14 protein-coding genes are annotated in these 14,950 nt (G+C 67.5%); 10 read left to right on the plus strand and 4 right to left on the minus strand.

What is annotated here, in order from left to right; genetic code table 11:
• The first annotated feature begins 4 nt into the window (after positions 1-4).
• The gene (locus JZ792_RS01375; protein ID WP_216905837.1) at positions 5-988 is read left to right on the plus strand and encodes an Acg family FMN-binding oxidoreductase; all 984 of its coding nucleotides are present in this window, start codon (positions 5-7) and stop codon (positions 986-988) included.
• A 17-nt stretch (positions 989-1,005) separates the two neighbouring features.
• Here the strand turns inward: JZ792_RS01375 and JZ792_RS01380 are convergent, their stop codons facing one another.
• Both JZ792_RS01380 and JZ792_RS01385 read right to left on the minus strand, forming a co-directional pair.
• On the minus strand, positions 1,006-2,760 hold the full coding sequence (locus JZ792_RS01380; protein ID WP_216905839.1) for a GAF domain-containing sensor histidine kinase: 1,755 nt from the start codon (positions 2,758-2,760) through the stop codon (positions 1,006-1,008).
• Entirely contained in the window at positions 2,757-3,404 is a 648-nt protein-coding gene (locus JZ792_RS01385) for a response regulator transcription factor (protein WP_216905841.1), read from the minus strand. Before JZ792_RS01385 ends, JZ792_RS01380 begins: the two co-directional genes overlap by 4 nt.
• Positions 3,405-3,750: 346 nt before the next feature.
• Here JZ792_RS01385 and JZ792_RS01390 point away from each other — a divergent pair, with 346 nt between their 5' ends.
• Positions 3,751-4,503 (plus strand): hypothetical protein, encoded by a 753-nt coding sequence (locus JZ792_RS01390; protein WP_216905844.1) that lies wholly within the window; start codon positions 3,751-3,753, stop codon positions 4,501-4,503.
• A gap of 1 nt (position 4,504) precedes the next feature.
• Here the strand turns inward: JZ792_RS01390 and JZ792_RS01395 are convergent, their stop codons facing one another.
• The gene (locus JZ792_RS01395) at positions 4,505-5,578 is read right to left on the minus strand and encodes an Acg family FMN-binding oxidoreductase (RefSeq protein WP_254189088.1); all 1,074 of its coding nucleotides are present in this window, start codon (positions 5,576-5,578) and stop codon (positions 4,505-4,507) included.
• Between the two features lie 80 nt (positions 5,579-5,658).
• The gene (locus tag JZ792_RS01400; RefSeq protein WP_216905846.1) at positions 5,659-6,099 is read right to left on the minus strand and encodes a winged helix-turn-helix transcriptional regulator; all 441 of its coding nucleotides are present in this window, start codon (positions 6,097-6,099) and stop codon (positions 5,659-5,661) included.
• 114 nt (positions 6,100-6,213) lie between these two features.
• Between JZ792_RS01400 and JZ792_RS01405 the strand changes: the two genes are divergently transcribed.
• From JZ792_RS01405 to JZ792_RS01440, 8 genes are all read left to right on the plus strand, one after another.
• On the plus strand, positions 6,214-7,125 hold the full coding sequence (locus tag JZ792_RS01405; protein ID WP_216905848.1) for an NADP-dependent oxidoreductase: 912 nt from the start codon (positions 6,214-6,216) through the stop codon (positions 7,123-7,125).
• Positions 7,126-7,412: 287 nt separating this feature from the next.
• Positions 7,413-8,096, plus strand: a complete 684-nt coding sequence (locus JZ792_RS01410; protein ID WP_216905850.1) for a GntR family transcriptional regulator — start codon at positions 7,413-7,415, stop codon at positions 8,094-8,096.
• Positions 8,097-8,242: 146 nt separating this feature from the next.
• Positions 8,243-9,052: an ABC transporter ATP-binding protein gene (locus JZ792_RS01415; protein WP_216905852.1), complete on the plus strand. Its 810-nt coding sequence runs from the start codon at positions 8,243-8,245 to the stop codon at positions 9,050-9,052.
• A complete protein-coding gene (locus JZ792_RS01420) occupies positions 9,049-9,924 on the plus strand; it encodes an ABC transporter permease (protein WP_216905854.1) in 876 nt (291 codons plus the stop codon). The genes JZ792_RS01415 and JZ792_RS01420 overlap by 4 nt, the downstream gene beginning before the upstream one ends.
• A gap of 6 nt (positions 9,925-9,930) precedes the next feature.
• Positions 9,931-11,052 (plus strand): LLM class flavin-dependent oxidoreductase, encoded by a 1,122-nt coding sequence (locus tag JZ792_RS01425; protein ID WP_216905857.1) that lies wholly within the window; start codon positions 9,931-9,933, stop codon positions 11,050-11,052.
• Positions 11,049-12,062 carry an ABC transporter substrate-binding protein gene (locus tag JZ792_RS01430; RefSeq protein ID WP_216905859.1) on the plus strand — a complete coding sequence of 338 codons (1,014 nt, stop codon included), beginning with the start codon at positions 11,049-11,051 and terminating at the stop codon, positions 12,060-12,062. The genes JZ792_RS01425 and JZ792_RS01430 overlap by 4 nt, the downstream gene beginning before the upstream one ends.
• Positions 12,059-13,528, plus strand: a complete 1,470-nt coding sequence (locus JZ792_RS01435) for an MFS transporter (protein ID WP_216905861.1) — start codon at positions 12,059-12,061, stop codon at positions 13,526-13,528. Before JZ792_RS01430 ends, JZ792_RS01435 begins: the two co-directional genes overlap by 4 nt.
• Before the next feature lie 13 nt (positions 13,529-13,541).
• Positions 13,542-14,945: an NtaA/DmoA family FMN-dependent monooxygenase gene (locus JZ792_RS01440; protein WP_216905863.1), complete on the plus strand. Its 1,404-nt coding sequence runs from the start codon at positions 13,542-13,544 to the stop codon at positions 14,943-14,945.
• Positions 14,946-14,950 lie beyond the last annotated feature (5 nt).

Consider the following 14,950-nt stretch of genomic DNA (forward strand, 5'->3'; position numbering starts at 1 on the left):
CGACATGGAACACGGAATGCCCGACGACACGACCATCGAGGCGGCCATCGCGCTCGCCGTGCGGGCACCGTCGGTGCACAACACACAGCCCTGGCGGTGGCGCATCGGTGACCGCTCGGTCCATCTGTGGCTCGACCCGACCCGGGCACTGCCCGCCACCGACCCGGATCAGCGCGAGATGCTGCTGAGTTGTGGTGCGGCCCTGCACCATTTCACGATCGCCTCGGCCGCGTCGGGCTGGTCGGCCGTGGTGCGCCGCATGCCGAATCCGGCCGACCCGAACCATCTGGCCGCCGTCGAACTGGTGCCGCATCGGGCGACGCCGCAGGACATCGCCCTGTGCTCGGCCATCACGATGCGCCGCACCGACCGGCGGCACTACGCCCCGGAACCGATCCCGCCCGGATATCTCGGACTGCTGGTCGAACGCGCGCACAAACTCGGGGCGACCCTGCGCCCGGTCGCCGATCTCGAACGCGAGCGCCTGCTCGACACCGCCAGGGCGGCCGCCGCCGAGCACGAGCAGGATCCGGACTACCTGTACGAGTTGACGATCTGGAGCGGCAGGCACAGCAGTCCGGACGGTGTGCCCGCCCGCAACGCTCCGATACCGCGCTCGCGAGACGACCTGCCCGCCCGGCACTTCGCCGGCGCGCGGCTCCACGACCCGGCGTCGGAACCGGATGCCGCCCGGCTGTTGGTACTCGCCACGGCCGGGGATGATCGGGTGTCCTGGCTGCGTGCCGGGGAGGCGTTGAGCGCGGTTCTGCTGACGGCGACCAATATCGGCCTGGCGAGTTGCACGCTCACCGAACCACTCGAAATCCCGCGATCACGGGATCGGGTGCGCGGGGGAGTACTCGGTGGATCGGCCGCCCCACAGGCGATTCTGCGGGTCGGCTGGGCGCCCACGGGTGCGCCGCCGCTGCCGCAGACACCGCGCCGGGCACCGACCGAGGTGCTGGATCCGTGCGAGTCGGTCAGGTGACCGCGCGGCCCACCGGTTCAGGGCAGCGGCACCGACCAGTGCAGTACCGTGCCGCCCTCGGCGGGCCGCTCGATCTCGAACGTGCCGCCCGCGGCCTCGGCGCGGGCGGCGAGATTCCTCAGCCCGCTGGTGCGGGGCAGGTCGGCGGATAGTCCGATGCCGTCGTCGGCGACGTCGATGGTGACGTCGTCGCGGATCTGCACGTGGACCGAAACCGTCGTCGCCTCGGCGTGGCGCACGACATTGCTGACCGCTTCGCGCAGCACCGCCTCGACATCGTCGGACAGGGGCGGTTCCAGGACCGAGACCGGCCCCGCGAGACGGACACTCGCGCGCAATCCGGTCTCGGCGGTCATGTCGGTGATGATCGCGTGCAGTCGTTTTCGCAGTTCGGGGGTGTCGGTGGAATTGCCGCCGTGCAGGTCGAAGATCGAATGCCGGATGTCCTGGACGATGGCCTGGATGTCCTGGATCGTCTCGGTGAGACGCGTTCTGACCTCGGGGACGTCGGCCCGGCGCGCGGTGCCCTGTAGCGCGAGGCCGACCGCGAAAAGCCGCTGGATCACGTGATCGTGCAGGTCGCGGGCGATCCGGTCGCGATCGGACAGCACATCGAGTTCTCGCATGGTGCGCTGGGTGTGCTCGAGTTGCAGCGCCAGGGCCGCCTGGTCGGAGAACGCGGTCATCATCGCCCGGCGCGCGGCGTCGAGTGGTTCCGCGTCGGGGGCGCGTACTGCGGCGAGTACGCCGATGACCGAGCCGTGGGCGCGCAGCGGAAAGATCAACGCGGGCCCGAGTCCGGTCCTGGAGTCGAAGAGCGGATCGCATTCGACCCGGTCGACAGTCACGGTCCTCCCGTCGCCGAACGCGGCGCCCGGATGTGTGCCGTGTATCGGAATGCGCTGTCCGGGTAGAGCTCTCGCGCCGATGCCGGACGCGGCGGCGACGACCAATTCGGTGACATCGTCGTGCGGGGTTCCTGGATCGTCCGGGAGCGCGAGAAATGTGCGTACCGAACGGGTCAACTCGAGCGCGCGGTCGGCGACGAGTTGGAGTACCGCGCCGGGTTCACCGCCGGTGAGCAGTTCGGTGGCCACGTCCTGGGTCGCCTGCAACCACTGCTGACGCAGGCGCGACTGTTCGTAGAGCCGGGCGTTCGCGATGGCGATACCCGCCGCGGCGGCCAATGCCTGCACGACGACTTCGTCGTCCTCGGTGAACTCCTGGCCGTCGGCCTTCTCGGTCAGGTAGAGATTGCCGAACACCTCGTCGCGGACCTTGACCGGCACACCGAGGAAGGTGTGCATCGGGGGATGGTGTCGCGGAAAGCCGACCGAGGCGGCGTGGGTCGAAAGATCTTTCAGCCGTATGGGTTTCGGGTCCTCGATGAGCAGGCCGAGAACGCCGTGGCCGCGCGGCAGGTCACCGATCATGACCCGGGTCCTGTCGTCGATGCCCTCGTAGACGAATTCGGCGAGCTGGGTGATCGACCGGTCGGTCTCTCGAACACCCAGTGCGCCGTAGCGGGCGTCGACCAGCTCGATCGCGGTGTGCACGATGGAACGCAGCGTGTCGTCGAGATCGAGGCCCGCGGTGACCACCAGCATCGCCTCGATGAGTCGGTCCATCTGATCTCGGACGCCGACGATTTCGGCGATCCGGTCCTGGACCTCGCCGAGCAGTTCGCGCAGCCGCAACTGTGCCAGTGTCTCGATCACCGGGGGTCCGCCGGACATCGACGATCGCGGCGCGTCGCCGCGGCGCGAGGTCATCGCCGGTTCGGTTCCCGGCCGAGTTTCGAGGCGAGAACCGCAGCCTGGGTCCGCCGCTCGACGCCGAGTTTGGTCAGAAGCCGGGAGACGTAGTTCTTCACGGTCTTCTCCGCCAGGAACATGCGCGCGGCGATCTGCCGATTCGTCAATCCCTCGCCGAGCAGTCCGAGCAGTACCCGTTCCTGATCGGTGAGCGTGGACAACGGACCCTTCTTCGTCTCGGCCTCGGCCCGCAACTTGGCCATGAGCGCCGCGGCGGCCCGATTGTCGAGTAGTGATTTCCCCGCGCCGACGGTGCGGATGGCGTCGACCAGTTCCAGCGTGCCGATATCCTTGACCACATACCCGCTCGCCCCCGCCAGGATGGCGTCGAGCATGGCCTGCTCGTCGGTGAACGAGGTGAGGATCAGGCAGCGCAGCTCGGGATGCCTGCTCAGCAGTTCGCGGCACAGCTCGACGCCGTTGCCGTCCGGCAGCCGGACATCGAGTACGACGACATCGGGCATCATGGCCGGGATACGGGCCAGTGCCTGGGAGACGGTGCCCGCCTCGCCGATCACCTCTAGATCGGGTTCGGCGCCCACCAGATCGGCGACACCCCTGCGGACGATGTGGTGATCGTCCACCAGGAACACCGTGGTCATTCCGGTCGGCCTTCACGACGCATACCTCCAGCTTACGACGACAATCCGACGACGAGCACCGACGACGGGCCCCCGATCCGGTGACCGAAGTCCCTTGACGGGTGTCGCGACCACGCGCGGCGCGCGGGAACGGTGGCGGCCGAACGGTCCGGTTTGCGACATCTGCCCGACGGTGTCGCGGCCCGGGGGGATTCTTCGGGTGGAACGAGGTTGCGCGCCGGTTTCGGGGACCTTGGACCCTGTTGCCCGCAGGCCGCACGTGGTGGCGTGGGTCGGTCTCATCTCACTCGTCGGAAGCGGGGTTGTCGTCGGTGGAACTGTCCGAAACGCGGTCGATCGGGACGGTATGTCGTGTGAGTTGATCACCCGCGGCGATGTCGGGGATCGGGAGGCCGAGCGCACACTGCGATCGGTCGATCGGGTGCTGCGATATCACCGAATCGAGGCGACCGCCCGGGTGCGGCTCACCGCAGCGCCGGACGCGGAAGGTCCGGTGCTGGCCCAGGTGAACACCCGATTCGCCGAACAACCGATTCGCGTTCAGGTCGACGGTCCCGCGGGGTTCATCGCCCCGTTCGTCGCCGAACGACTGGATCGGCAGATCGCGCGGATGTCCACCGGCGCGGTGCCACGGCTCTGGCCCGATCCGGCGCGCCCGACACTGGCTTCGGTGACCGGACCGCGACCGATCACCCGCCGCAAATTCTGCGAGCTACGCAGGGGCGGTCTCACGGCTGCCGTCGGTGTGCTGGACGCGATGGACTACGACGCTCACCTCTACATCGACGGCGAGACCGGCGAGGACGCCACCGTCTACCGCGCGGGGCCGATCGGCGTGCACCTGGCCCGGCAGCATCGCGTCGATCCGCCACGGACTCCGAATGCCCTGCCGCTGAGCATGAATTCGGATCCCGCACCCGTGCTCACCGACTCCGAGGCCGCCGAGCGGCTGTGCCGCGACGGTCTGCCTTTCGTCTTCTTCACCGACCCCGGAGACGCCAGGGGCAGGCTGCTGTACCGGCGCTACGACGGCGATCTGACGCTGGTGACTCCCTCGGCGGGCCGGGTCGCCGGATCCGACGGTGCGTCGGGGGAGTAGCTCACCGCCGCACGGTGAGGAATTCGGCGAGCGGCCTGCGCGGCGTCGGTGCGATCGCGTCCCCGCCGTCCGGGGCGGTGCCGACCCTGACGACGACCTGCGGAACACTGGATTTCGGCAGCAGCCCGGCCAGTGTTGTGCGGCCGGAGGGCAATTCGGTGATATGGGTGAGGGCGCAGGTGGCGAACCCGCCCGCGGTGCACTCGAGCAACAGCACCGACAGCGCCTCGCCGGTATGCAACCATGCGGCCGTCGAGTCGGCGGCGGTGCTGAGCACGAGCAACCGGGCGTGGTCGTCGAGATCGCCGCGTCGCGCGGAGGGCGACCCGGGCGGGAAGCTACGTCCGACGTCGACCCGGGCGGATTCGGCGGCCGAGGCGAGCGCGTCCGCGGGCACGCCTTCCGGCGTACTGGAATGCCCTGACCACCAGTGCAATTCGGTCTGGTACTCCATATCGTATCGGCGCAACGCCGCGGCCTGATCCGAGGCGGCCGCGACACGGGGGCGCGCGGATTCGTCGAGGACGTCGAGTTCGAGATCGTGGGGGTGCACGAGCATGCGTGCCGCGTGCAGCAGATCGGACAGACCCTCCGGCGCGCGCAGCGGTAGACGATCGGTCCGGCGACGTTCGATGACCCCGGCCCGCTCGGTGACCCCGTCCGGCGGGTCGGGCCACCGGCGGAAGGTGATGGTCGCGAGCAGATCCGGATGTATCGGATCGGGCAGCCGCACCGTATCGGTGTGCCAGCCCTCGGCGGCCAGCGCCGTGCGCACGTGGTGCAGCATCGCACCGCAGCTGATCACCTGCTGCCTACCGCGCGGATCCGTCGTCGTCAGCTGCCGGTCGGTGTCGCGGTACAGGTGCAGCCTGGTGCCGTCGTACACCCACCGCCACGGCTGGGTGTTGTGGACCGACGGAGCCCGGCTCGCGAGCCGCAACGCCGCCGACACCGTCGCGAGGTCCGGTACGGACAGTGCCGAATTGCCCGGCGCGGGCGGTGCCGAATTGCCCGGCGCGGACGGTGCCGAGGAGTCCGGCGCGGACAGAAGTGAGGTAACTCTGCTGTCGGTCATACCCTCGAGTGTCGTCCCGGAGGTGCGCTACCGATATGGGACTTCTTCCCGAATTCGGGGGTCGATGGTCACCGTGACCGTCAGGCGTCGCGGCTGTCGTAGGCCTCGCGGTTGGCGAGCACGTCGTCCATGTGCGCCTCGGCCCAGACCTTGATGCCGCGGACGACGTGGTGCAGGGAGAGTCCGAGGTCGGTGAGTTCGTAGGTGACCGTGACGGGCACCGTCGGTGTGACGGTGCGGGTGAGCAGGCCATCGCGTTCGAGGGCGCGCAACGTCTGGGTGAGCATCTTCTGGCTGACGCCCGCCAGGCGGGCTCCCAACTCCGAATAGCGCATGGCCCTCGGCTCACCGGCGCACGTCGAATCGGGGTGCGGACCGTCGCTGCCCAGCGCGGCGAGCACGAGGGCGACCCACTTGTCGGAGATCCGGTCCAGGAGTTGGCGGCTCGGGCAACGCGCCAGGAAGGCGTCGTAATCCATTTTCGCCTCGGCTCGCTGCTGGGCCACTGTCTTGGTCGGCATCGGTCCTCCTTGTCGCCACGCGGTGGCTTACGCACTTCGGAGTGCGTACTTCCCATTGGAGAGTTACCCATCCATCGTGGAGTAGCAAGACCGAAATGTCCACAGGAGGCGAATATGTCCAGCACTTTCCGCACAGCGGTAATCCGTACCCCGGGCGGCCCGGATTCCATCGAGATCATCGAGGTTCCCGTGGCCGATCCGGGGCCGGGTCAGGTTCGCGTCGAGATCGCCGGGGCGTCGGTCAACCCCGTCGACCTGGCGCTGGCGGACGGAATGTTCCACGAACTCGGATTCGTCGATCAACCCGACCACACCGGCATCGGGTGGGATTTCGCCGGAACCGTCACCGCCGTCGGCCCCGATGTCGACGTACCGGTCGGCGCCCGCGTGGCGGGCCTCGTCACCGGCTTCGATCGCGACTACGGCACCTACGCGGAGCAACTGATCGTCGCGGCCGCCGATATCGCCCTCGTCCCGGACGGACTCGACCTGACCACCGCGGCCACGGTCCCGATGAATGGCCTGGCCGCCGCCCAGGCGGTCGACCTGCTCGGCGACGGTGCGGGCAGAACTCTGCTCGTGACCGGCGCGGCGGGCACCGTCGGCGCCTACGCCGTCACGTTCGCGCGGGAACGCGGCTGGCTGGTGACCGGTCTCGCCCGCACCGACGACGAGCGGTTCGTCCGCGGTCTCGGCGCGGATTTCACCACGCGGACCGACGTGCGCTCGTGGGACGCGGTCGTCGACGGCGCCGCCCTCCAGGAGCAGGGCTCGGCCCTCGTTCGCGACAACGGAGTCTTCGTCGGGGTGCGACCGGGCGCGGAACCGCAGGCCGAACGCGGCATCACCGTCAGCGCGGTATCCGTCCAGCCCGACGGCTCGCGGCTCACGCGGCTGCTGGCCGATACCGCGAGCGGCCGGCTGGCCGCGCGCGTGCACGCCGTCGTCCCGCTCGAACAGGCCGCCGAGGCGCACCGCGCGGTCGCGAAGGGTGGCGTGCGCGGGAAATACGTGATCCAGCCCTGAAATCGGAGTTCCGGTGACGTGAATTCCGGTGCCCTCTCGGCGTCGGGATCGCGGACGTAGTCGAGCGTTTCACCTGGCCCGAGACCTGAACGCATCCCGCCGCGGGCGACCGAGATCGCCTGCGGCGGGATTATTCTCACCGCGATCCGAATCGTTGTCCTGTCGACCGAACTCCGGCAGGCTTGGCTATCACACAGCAAGTGGCATGGCCTCGAGGTCGTATCTCTACACGGGATGATCCAGAGGCCGAACCCTATAGGATATTCGACAGCGAATCGGGATGAGACGTGAAACCATTGCGGCACTCGCTGGTCGACGGTGTGCACGAGATTCTCACCTCGCGTCTGTTCTCCGGCGATATCGCGCCCGGTTCGAGCTTGAACATCGATGCGCTGGCTCGGGAATTGGAAGTGTCGCAAACGCCGATCCGGGAGGCGCTCGCGCGATTGGCCGCGACAGGTTTGGTCGTTCGGGTCGCGCATATGGGATACCGGGCGGCCGAACTGGTTTCGGACGAGCAGATGAGCGAGATCCTCGACGCCCGTCTGGCCGTCGAACCGACTCTGGCGCGGCTGGCCGCGGGCCGGACCACGGCATCGTTCCTGGATGAACTCGATCGGTCGGTGCGCAGCCTGGAGGCGCGTATCGCGGGGGAGTTGTCGCAATCCTCGAACGAGGTACTCGAGCAGAGCGAAGATTTCCACAATCTGATCGCCACACAGTCCGGAAACCGGTTCCTGTCCAACGCGCACGGGACGATCACCGGACATTCTCGCCGATTCCAATTGATGGGTGTCGCAGGGCGTTCCGATCACGTCGAAGTCTTCCACGAGCACGGGCTGATCCTGGACGCGCTGCGCGGCGCCGATCCCGATCGCGCGGAAGCCGCGATGAGGTGTCATATCAAGGCGATTCGTGAACGGACCCTCCAGGATCTCGGCGCGATCTCCGAACCCGAGTGCGCGTCGTGAAACGCGGGGCGTTCGCGACGGCTTGATCCTATAGGATATTTTCTCCAATTCTCTTGAATTCCAACACTTTTCTCGGGCGCGACGGTGTGGAAATCCGGCGCCATTCTCCGCGAGATAGTGTCTCGCCCGAATCAGAAGGAACGAACGTGTCGACTCTGCTCACCGGCCAGGCCGAGCAATCGCCCGGCATCACCCTGTCGGAGGTTCGCAAGAATTACGAATCCCTCGACGGCGATCAGGTCCTCGGCATCGCTCCCGTCTCGCTCGACATCGGGGCCGGTGAATTCGTCTCCTTCGTCGGGAGGTCGGGTTGCGGCAAATCGACGCTGTTGCGGATGATCGCCGGTCTCACCGCGCCGTCCGGCGGCGCAGTCCACGTCGCGGGCGGTGTCATCCGAGGCCCCGACAAGACGGTCCGCTACGTCTTCCAGAACTACGGCGAGTCACTGCTGCCGTGGAAAACGGTGGGGGACAACGTGGAATTCGGTCTGCGTCACTCGTTGTCACCGCCGCCGAAGTCGAAACAGGCCCGCCGTGCGTCGATCGAGCACTACCTCGCGGAGGTAGGACTGCACGGCGTCGCCGCCAGGTATCCCAGTGAACTGTCCGGTGGCATGCAACAGCGGGTGGCGATCGCTCGCGCGCTGGCCTCGTCGCCGACGGTGCTGCTGCTCGACGAGCCGTTCAGTGCGGTCGACGCGTTGAGCCGCGCGAATCTCCAGGACCTCGTCCTACGTCTGTGGGAACAGCACGGACTGACAGTACTTTTCGTCACCCACGACATCGACGAGGCCCTGTACCTGTCGGACCGAGTTCTTGTCCTGGGCCCGGCGGGAACGGGGATCGTGGCCGATGTCGACGTCGCCCTCGAGCGGCCACGCGATCAGGTGGACACCCGGGAATCCGCCCGCTACCTGTCGTTGCGCCGCGAGGTCATGGAAGCGGTACTGGCATGAGCGCCTCGGTGATCGGTGAAAGGGAGGTCGCGGCCGAAGCCTCCGAGATCGCACCCGCACGTCGGATTCGCGGCGGAACGATGAAACCTAACGGACGCACACTCGGCAGGCGATTCTTTCGCAGCCGCCTATTCGGTTGGCTGGCGCTCGTCGCGGTCGTCGTCGCCTGGCAGTTGTCGTCACAGGTCCGATACAACCCGTCGATCTCCTCGCCGTCGCGTATCGGCTCCGCGGTGGTGTCGGGTCTGTCCGGCGGCGAATTGCTGACGGCTCTGCTGGACACCCTGCGCACGATGGGAATCGGATTCGCCATCGCGGTTCCGGTGGGTATCGGGGTCGGATTCCTCATGGGCCGCGTACGGGTCATCTGGGCGCTGCTGGAACCGACGGTCGAAATCGCCCGACTGCACCCGACGTCGGCGGTGATCCCGATTCTGATCCTGTTCCTCGGTCTGGGCGACCCGATGAAGATCACCGTCTTCCTGCTGTCCGCGGTATTCCCGCTCCTCATGACCGCGTACGCGGGCGCGCAGAGTGTGTCGCCCACGCTGCGGGAAACCGCCCAGACCTTCCACCTGAACTGGGTGCAGACCCAATGGGAGATCGCGCTGCCCGCGTCGATTCCCTACATTCTCGTCGGCATGCGCCAAGCGCTCGGATCGGCCCTGTTGATGGCGGTCGTGGTGGGCATGCTCGCGGGTAACGGCGGCATCGGCTATTTCATTCTCGAAGCGCAGCAGTCGCTCAATGTGACCGAACTCCTCGCGGGTGTCGTGACGGTAGCCGCCGTCGGATACGTCTTCAACACCATTTTCCTGCGTCTCGAGCGTCGATTCACACGCTGGCGCCGTACCGACACGATCGGAGATTGATCGACCATGACCGAATCCCGCCCGCCACAGCTGGAATTCGGGATATTCAGCTTCGGTGACACCTACCCGCACCCGGTGACCGGAGTGCGGCAATCACCGGGCGAGAATCTCGCGCACGTCCTCGAACGCATCCGCCTGGCCGACCGGCTCGGGCTCGACTATTTCGGTGTCGGGGAACATCACCGCTCGGATTTCTCGATCAGCGCCTGTTCGACGGTGCTCGCCGCGGCCGCCTCGACCACCGAACGTATCCACCTCGGCACCGCGACCACGGTCCTGACCACCGAAGATCCGGTGCGACTGTACGAGCAGTTCGCCACACTCGACCTGATCTCGGGTGGCCGCGCCGAACTCGGCGTCGGCAGCGGAGTCTTCGTCGAACCGTTCGCGCTGTTCGGCGGCACACTCGAGGACAAGGCCGCGGTGTTCGCCGAGAAATTGGCACTGCTCACCGCCATCGACGCGCGCGAGCGGATCACCTTCACCGGTTCCAGTCGCCCGCCTATCGACGACGCCGAGGTGTGGCCGCGCGCGACCGAAGGACATCTGAGTATCTGGCAGGCCACCGGCCCGTCGTGGGAATCGTTCGACCGCGCGGCCCGGCTGGGGCTCTCGGTCCAAACCGCCGCCACCGGAGGCGATCTCACCGCATTGCGACCATTGGTCGCACGGTATCGAGCGGCCGGACTCGAACACGGATGGCCCGCGTCGCGACTGCGGGTCGCCATCGGCGGGCACGGCATCATCGACGACGAGAGCCGCCGCGCCCGTGACGAATTCTTCCCCCACTACCGCGACTACATCGCCGGAATGCGCGCCAACCGAGGCAAACCCGCACCGACGCGCGCACGCTACGACGAACTCCTCGCCGATCCCGGCAGCGGGATCTTCGCGGGCGATCCGGAACAGGTGGCGGCGAAGATCGTCCACCAGCACCGAGTACTCGGCCACGACCGGCACATATTCCAAATCGATTGGCGCGCTGTCCCGCACGACACGCAGGTGCGCACCATCGAACTCCTGGCCACCGAGGTGGTCCCGCTCGTGCGGGCCGCGTTGGCCTCCGACGACACCAGTATCCCCTCGTTCGACATCCACGACACCGCAGTTGGAGCAGACACACTATGAGAATCACGAAGGGCGCGCGTCGCGTCGTCACCGTCGCGCTGGCCGGACTTCTGGCCGCGGCACTGACCTCCTGCTCCTCGGACGAGAGCGGTTCTTCCGGTGACAACATCCGCGTCGCGGTCACCACCGGCACCACCAGTGCCGAGATCGCCGCGGCGAAGAACTACTTCCAGGCCCGGAACCTCACCGTACAGATCAGCACGCTTGCCACCGGCACCGAGACGATCGCCGCGGTACAGGGCGGCAGCGCCGATATCGCCTACGCGGACACCTTCGCCGCGGTCAACGCCATCAGCAACGGCTTCGATATCGAACTCGTCGCGGGCGCCAACCACACCAGTCCGGCGGTCAGCTATCTGGTTCGCGCCGACAGTGACATCCGGGAACCGCGAGACCTGGTCGGCAAGAGCCTCGGCATCGGCGGTGTGCCCTTCTTCCGGGTCTTCGCCAACGGTTTCTTCGAACAGAACCGGATCGACCCGGCTTCGGTGAAATTCAACGTCATCCGCCAGAGCAACGCGCTCCCCGAAGCGTTGGCCAACGGAGCGGTCGACGCCATCCAGACCCTCGGCTACCAGGTCGCCTATCTCAACGACGGTATCGGACACCGTTTCCGGACGGTCGGCAACCCCGACACCTCCGCCTTCCAGAATCCCAAGGCGATGCAGGCGGGCTGGTGGACCTCGAAGAAGTGGGGCGAGCGCAATGCCGATGCCGCACAACGCTTCGCCGACGGCTACCGTTCCTTCGCCGCCTGGTACAACGCCGCGAGCGTCGACGAACGCAGTGACCTCTCCGCGCAGTACAACAAGATCGACTACCGCGCCACCGCGGGCGGTGATCAGAAGAAACTCGACAATCTCGCCTTCGCCACGATCGCCCGCTACATCGACGCTCCCGTCGACCTGGTCGCCACCCAGGAATGGATCGACAAGGGCGCGGCGGTCGCCCCCGACCAGGTACCCGGCGGCGTCGCCCTGAGCGGACACGTCCTGCCCTCGGCCTCGTGACCCTCACCGGAAGCAACCTGTCGGCCGACCCGTCCGTCGCGAAGGCCGCGCCGCGCTGGGACATCATCGTCCTGTGCGCGGCGCTGGCCGGACTCACCATCCTGGACCTGTCCAAGGTGAATGTGGCGCTACCGTCGATCGGGCGCGATCTGCACGCCGACGCCACCGGCATGCAACTGGTCGTCGGCGCCTACATCGTCACCTACGCCCTGACCCTGGTCCCGGCCGGACGCCTCGGCGACATCCGCAGTCGCAAACTCCTGATAATCGTGGCCCTGGTGATCTACCTCGCGGCCGGTGTCGGATGCGCGCTCGCGGTCGACGTGCGGATGCTCGTCATCGCGCGCGCCGTGCAGGGCGTCGCGGCGGGAATGCTGATGCCGCAGGTCCTGGGCACCATGCACGCCACCCTCGCCGGCGCCGATCGCGGTCGCGGCTTCGGACTCTACGGCGCGACCGTCAACGCCTCGATCGCGCTCGGACCGGTCCTCGGCGGTGCGCTCATGGCGCTGTGGCACGGCTCCGACAGCTGGCGAGCGGTGTTCTGGATGAATATCCCGCTCGGACTCGCCGCGCTGTGCGCCGTCCTGCGCTACGCCCCGCGGGGAGTCGCGGTGACGGCGACGGAAAGACGCGGCATCGATCCGATCGGACTACTGCTGTTCGCGATCGCGCTGGTGTGCACGCTGTACCCGTTCGTCACCACCACCGGAGGGGACGACGACCCCGCCGCGCGTTGGCTCGCCCTGATCCCGGCCCTGATCCTCACGGCGGCCTTCGTGTACTGGGAGCGAGCGGCGGCCTCGCGTGCGCGCCCACCGCTGATCGAACCGCGCCTGATCCGGGAATCGACCTACCGCAACGGAATAGCGATCGCGGCCTGCTGGTTCGCCGCCAATCTCGGTGTCGTCCTGGTCATCACCCTGTTCCTCCAGGACGGTGTCGGACTGTCACCCCTGGCCTCGGGACTGGCCAATGTCACCTTCGCCGTCGCCGCCGGATTCACCTCGTGGTTCGGCGCCCGCAACGTAGCCCTGCGCGGGCGCGGCGTGGTCGTCCTCGGAATCTCGGTCACCCTGCTCGGGCTCGGCGCCACCGCCGCGATCGGGGCCGTGGCCCCGATACACCTCATCGCCTACCTGGTTCCGGTGACGCAATTGATCGCGGGCGCGGGCGCGGGATTGGTGGTGTCGCCGAATCAGGCACTGAGCCTGGAACGGGTCGCCCCCGAACTCGGCGGCACGGCCAGCGCCCTGACCCAACTCGGCCAGCGAGTCGGGAACTCGGTCGGCGTAGCAGCGTGCGGCGCGGTGTATTTCGCGCTGCTGCCGACAGACGACGGTTCGGGCGGCGTTCGCTCCGCGTTCCTCGGTGGCATCGCGGTGGTCGGCTCGTTCATGGTCCTCGCGTTGATCCTGGCCGTCGCCGACCTGCGGCAGCGCCGCGCACATCCGTCCTCCCCGTGAAGGAGATCCAGCCATGAGCACATCCGAACGCCGACAACTCAAGATCGGCTATTCGATCTGGCCCACGGGCCACCATCGCACCGCGTGGCGACTGCCCGAGGCGGTCAACAGCGGCACCACCGACGCGGCGTTGCTGGCGAAATCCATTCGCACCGCCGAACGCGGACTGTTCGACTATTTCTTCATCGGCAACTCGGTCAAGAGCGACCCGCACTCCACCAGGGCCAACGGCAACGAGACCTTCAAGATCGAGGGCTACACCCTCGCCGGATACGCGGCAGCGATCACCGAGCGCATCGGCGTGGTCGTGACGATCAACGCGACCTACTCCGATCCGTACAACACCGCGCGCGCCATCGCCTCCCTCGATCACCTCACCCATGGCAGGGCGGGACTCAACGTCATCACCGGGGTCGCCGGATCCCACGAGGCGGCGGCCAATTTCAGCCGCTCCGCCCATCCGGATACCGAGGACAAGTACGACTGGGCCGACGAATTCACCGACGTCGTCTACGCCCTGCTCGGCAGCTGGGAGCCCGACTGGTTACTCGACGACCGCGCGACAGGCCGTTTCCTGGACCCGGCCAAGGGCCACCGGATCGACCACGAAGGCAAATTCTTCTCGGTACGAGGACCGCTGAACGTTCCGCCACCGCCGCAGGGCCGTATTCCCTTGATCCACGCGGGGACCTCCGAGCGTTCCTTCGAATACGGCGCCCGATACGCCGACATCCGGTTCAGTCCGTATCGCGGCCCGGAATGGAATCGCCGCTACTACGACGACATCAAGGGCCGCTTGGCCGCGCACGGCCGCGACCCCGAACACCAGTTCATCCTGCCCGGCTTCACCTTCTTCGTCGCCGACACCACCCGGGAGGCGCGCGCCAAATACCGTGAGATCCAACGATTCACGACCGACGAATACCTGCCCCACGCCGTCTCCGACTTCGTCGGCATCGACCTGTCCGCGGTGAAACCCACCGAACGGGTACTCGACGTCATCGACCCCTCGGCACTGCGCCCGACCCTCACCGGCACCGATGACCTCGCCGCCGCGGGCAATACCTGGACCATCGATCGCTACTCCGGCAACAAGCTGTGGGCCGTCGAACTGGCGCTGGAGGCCTACGGCGGCGACGAAGCGGTCACCTTCCGTGACCTGTTCAACTACATCGCCAATTTCCCAGGGAACCAGGCGCCGGTTGTCGGCGGCGGTCGCGAGGTCGCCGACTGGATCGAGCAGCGATTCGAAGACCGCGAGATCGACGGCGTCAAAGTGTTTCCGCCCTATTCCGAGTACCCGCTCGAGGCATTCGTCGATCTCGTCGTCCCCGAACTGCAACGGCGCGGCATCTTCCGCACCGAATACACCACCTCGACCCTGCGCGACCATCTCGGCCTGCCCGCCGTACCCTGACCGGC

This window comes from Nocardia noduli (genome assembly GCF_019038455.1).
GTDB lineage: Bacteria > Actinomycetota > Actinomycetes > Mycobacteriales > Mycobacteriaceae > Nocardia > Nocardia noduli.

Bases quoted from the DNA above. Each gene is read 5' to 3' on its own strand.
- JZ792_RS01395 (WP_254189088.1), bottom strand. From the start codon at position 5,578: ATGACCGACAGCAGAGTTACCTCACTTCTGTCCGCGCCGGACTCCTCG.
- JZ792_RS01380 (WP_216905839.1), bottom strand. From the start codon at position 2,760: ATGACCTCGCGCCGCGGCGACGCGCCGCGATCGTCGATGTCCGGCGGA.
- JZ792_RS01400 (WP_216905846.1), bottom strand. From the start codon at position 6,099: ATGCCGACCAAGACAGTGGCCCAGCAGCGAGCCGAGGCGAAAATGGAT.
- JZ792_RS01385 (WP_216905841.1), bottom strand. From the start codon at position 3,404: ATGACCACGGTGTTCCTGGTGGACGATCACCACATCGTCCGCAGGGGT.
- JZ792_RS01440 (WP_216905863.1), top strand. From the start codon at position 13,542: ATGAGCACATCCGAACGCCGACAACTCAAGATCGGCTATTCGATCTGG.
- JZ792_RS01375 (WP_216905837.1), top strand. From the start codon at position 5: ATGGAACACGGAATGCCCGACGACACGACCATCGAGGCGGCCATCGCG.
- JZ792_RS01430 (WP_216905859.1), top strand. From the start codon at position 11,049: ATGAGAATCACGAAGGGCGCGCGTCGCGTCGTCACCGTCGCGCTGGCC.
- JZ792_RS01405 (WP_216905848.1), top strand. From the start codon at position 6,214: ATGTCCAGCACTTTCCGCACAGCGGTAATCCGTACCCCGGGCGGCCCG.
- JZ792_RS01390 (WP_216905844.1), top strand. From the start codon at position 3,751: ATGTCGTGTGAGTTGATCACCCGCGGCGATGTCGGGGATCGGGAGGCC.
- JZ792_RS01420 (WP_216905854.1), top strand. From the start codon at position 9,049: ATGAGCGCCTCGGTGATCGGTGAAAGGGAGGTCGCGGCCGAAGCCTCC.
- JZ792_RS01425 (WP_216905857.1), top strand. From the start codon at position 9,931: ATGACCGAATCCCGCCCGCCACAGCTGGAATTCGGGATATTCAGCTTC.